At 55.4% G+C, this 3061-nt stretch carries 2 protein-coding genes and 1 pseudogene; all 3 read right to left on the bottom strand.

All coding sequences use genetic code 11. The annotated features are described in order from the left end of the window. Positions 1 to 141 precede the first annotated feature (141 nt). Positions 142 to 288 (bottom strand): annotated as a pseudogene (locus F604_RS13375) (UDP-glucose 6-dehydrogenase); the annotation flags it as partial. A gap of 213 nt (positions 289 to 501) precedes the next feature. Next, positions 502 to 1491, bottom strand: coding sequence for a mannose-1-phosphate guanylyltransferase (locus F604_RS0111395; RefSeq protein ID WP_026329148.1), 990 nt, complete (start codon positions 1489 to 1491; stop codon positions 502 to 504). Further along, positions 1488 to 2858, bottom strand: coding sequence for a phosphohexomutase domain-containing protein (locus F604_RS12305; RefSeq protein ID WP_019551749.1), 1371 nt, complete (start codon positions 2856 to 2858; stop codon positions 1488 to 1490). The genes F604_RS0111395 and F604_RS12305 overlap by 4 nt, the downstream gene beginning before the upstream one ends. Between the last annotated feature and the right edge of the window lie 203 nt (positions 2859 to 3061).

Genomic DNA, 3061 nt, shown 5'->3' with positions numbered 1-3061 from the left:
TCAGGAGGGGAGGTGGTCTGAGCGGCGATTGAAGGGCTTTGCTGAGGTGCGGGAAGTGCTGGAGAAGATGCTTCTGGAGAGGTATGCCCCCCGTATACAGACGCTTACACATAAATCTTGACACGACCTTTCCTCCAGGTGGGGTTCGTAGAAAGGAGGCTTGCCCCGGTTTAAGGCCGCCACCTTTTCCTCGTCCACATCCACCCCCACCACCCGGTTCCCCAGATAAGCCAGGCTTGCTGCCGTGACCAGGCCGACATATCCGCTTCCAAGGACAGTTACCCTCACAGGCTTCACTGTACTTCCTCACCCTTAACGGAGCTTGAACGAAGCCTGGTCCACTTTCCGTCCGAGTGGGCCTTCCTTGCAATTTGATGCGATAAACTGAAAGGTAAGACGGGCCACCACGCCTAGAAAAAGCCATAAGGATCCAAAGGCTACACCCCTAATCTCGTACACCTCTAGCCTCTTCATTGTATGTGGGCTCCAAGGTAACGCCACTCAACCGTCAACCGTCGGCTCTCCCAGCTTTTCCAGTTCCCTAAGAAGAGCCTTCAAGTCCTGTATCCGCTCTTTGTGGGCAATTAGGGTAACCCGTCCTTCCCTGACGATAAGAAGGTTTTCCAAACCTAACGTAACAACAAGCTCGTCACCGCTGGCATAAACGATCACCCCCTTGGTGTCCATACCCACATGCCGGGCCAAAGCCAGGTTCTGGCCCTCCCCCTTCAAATGCCGCTCCAGGGCCAACCAATCCCCAAGGTCATCCCAGGGGAAAGAAGCCGGAATCATGTATACGCGCTGGCTTTTCTCCATCAACGCATGATCCACGCTGGCCTTCGGCACCTCCCCCTTCAGGATATCCGGAGCATGGCGCGCAAACTCCTCTATCCACACCTCTTTCCCCCCAAAGAAGATACCTGCGTTCCAGTAATGGCGACCTGAGCGATAAAGTTGCATGGCCTTTTCTCTCGGTGGCTTTTCCACAAAGCGCCGCACCCGGAACACTCGCTGACGGACCTCCTCGCCTTGTTCCAGGTAGCCGTAGCCAGTAGCCGGATACGAGGGCAGAACTCCTAAAGCCACTAGGCCTTCTCTTTCCTCGGCCACCTCCAGGGCTAAGTTCACATCTTCCCTAAAAGCCTCCTCGTTGCCCACAAAGTGATCGGCAGGAAAGAAAGCAACGATTCCCTCGCCCAAATGCTGAAGGGCAAATAAAACAGCGTAGGCAGTATCCCTGGGTTCCGGCTCAACCAGTACATTTTCTGGGGGTAGCTCCGGAAGCTCAGTCCGTACCAAGGCCACCAAGGGTGGAGGAACCACCACGAATATGCGCTCCGGAGTAAAGATAGACCGAAGCCGCGCAAAAGTCGCCTCTAGAAGAGTCTGATTGCCAAAAAGGCGCAGAAATGGCTTGGGTCGTTCCGGCCTAGAAAGGGGCCAGAACCTCTCTCCACGCCCTCCTGCGAGAATAACCGCATACCTCCTCATACTCCCTCCACAAAGGCTCGGCTCTCCCGCAACAAAGCGCGCACCAGATCGGGGCTACGGGCCTCCACGTAGATCCTAACCACCGGCTCCGTACCCGAGGCCCGGAAAAGAACCCACCCGTCGGAATAGAGCCACTTTACCCCATCCAAGGTATCCACGCCAACAGGGACAAGGCCCGCCAGGGGCCTGGGCTCTAGAAGGCGAGAAAGGTCTAGAGGCCTTTCTAACGGAAGATCTAGGCGGTCATATGCGTGCGTGAATCCCACAAGCTTTTCCACTTCCTTAAACTGCTCAGCTGGACCACTGGCCGTGGCCCCTATACTCTCCAGAAGCAGCAGCGAAGCCAGAATGCCATCTCGTTCTGGGAGGTGCTCAGGAAAGCCTATACCCCCCGACTCCTCTCCTCCCAACGAAACATCTCCCTTGAGAAACTCCCCCTTAATCCACTTAAATCCTATTGGAGTAGTCGTCACCCGGAAACCCAAACGTTCACCCAAGCGGTCCAGGAGCCAGGTTACAGCAAAGTTCTTCACCACCCGCCCTTTCAACCCCTTACTGTGGCGATAGAAAGCAAGGACGCACAACACCTGGTGGGGATTGAAAAAGCGCCCCCCTGGCAGTACAACTCCCACCCGGTCGGCATCTCCGTCGGTAGCCACGGCCACGGACGGCGGCTCCACACTGGCCATAATCTCTTGGGTAACACCAAGATTGCTGGGGATAGGTTCGGGGTTCACGCCGTGGAAAAGAGGGTGGGGTTCTTCTCGGATCGGTCTTACCTCAATAGGAAGGTCCACATAGCGAAAAAACTCCCGCAAAAATCCGCCTCCGGCACCACCCATACTATCGTGATAAAGAACGCCGTGAAAGCGAGCTACTCGTTCTAGATCCACCACACTAGCTAGGGCACGGAAATACTCTTCCTTCAGTTCTAGAAGCTTGTAGGGTCGCTCCTTGAAAGGTCCCTTTTTCAAGAGGAGGGTCTCCAAAACCTTATAGGACTCTGGAGCTAAAGGCCCACCAGTAGAATCTTTGAACTTCACACCTAAATACTCAGGGGGGTTATGGCTGGCCGTAACCATGACCCCTCCCCCAGCTTCCAAATGCCGAACAGCAAAGGAAAGAAGAGGTGTGGGCACGGGCCCTTTGAGCAGAAAAACCTCGAGGCCCATTCCCGAGAGGTGAGCTGCAAAGGCCCTTCCAAAGGTTTCGGCCATGAATCGGGTATCGTGCCCAACTACAACGCGAGTCTCCCCTCTCTCTTGCAAAAAAAGGCCATATGCACCCGCCAGGTGTCTTATCACATCAAAGGTAAACTCTTTACCGATAACCCCCCGAAAACCTTCTGTTCCAAAGCGTATTCTCATAGCTACCCCGTGTAGTTCTTGAATCCTTTATTCTTCGCCCTCAAAGTTCCCCCAGCTTGCGAACCAGGTCGCGTCAGGGTTCGTGACGACTCCCCAGACTAAAGTCCGGGGCTTCCCAGGGTGTTTCCCTGCGGGAAAGCACGCGGGGTCTCCCCCGAAGGCCCCGTCCGGGCCCAGAAAGACCTTGACTCCGTATCGGCAGG

The organism is Thermus scotoductus DSM 8553 (assembly GCF_000381045.1).
Lineage (GTDB): Bacteria > Deinococcota > Deinococci > Deinococcales > Thermaceae > Thermus > Thermus scotoductus.
This window is presented reverse-complemented; position numbering and strand designations above follow the sequence as displayed.

What these genes read in the sequence shown, in the direction of transcription:
- F604_RS12305 (WP_019551749.1), bottom strand. Translation starts at nt 2,858, where the DNA reads ATGAGAATACGCTTTGGAACAGAAGGTTTTCGGGGGGTTATCGGTAAA.
- F604_RS0111395 (WP_026329148.1), bottom strand. Translation starts at nt 1,491, where the DNA reads ATGAGGAGGTATGCGGTTATTCTCGCAGGAGGGCGTGGAGAGAGGTTC.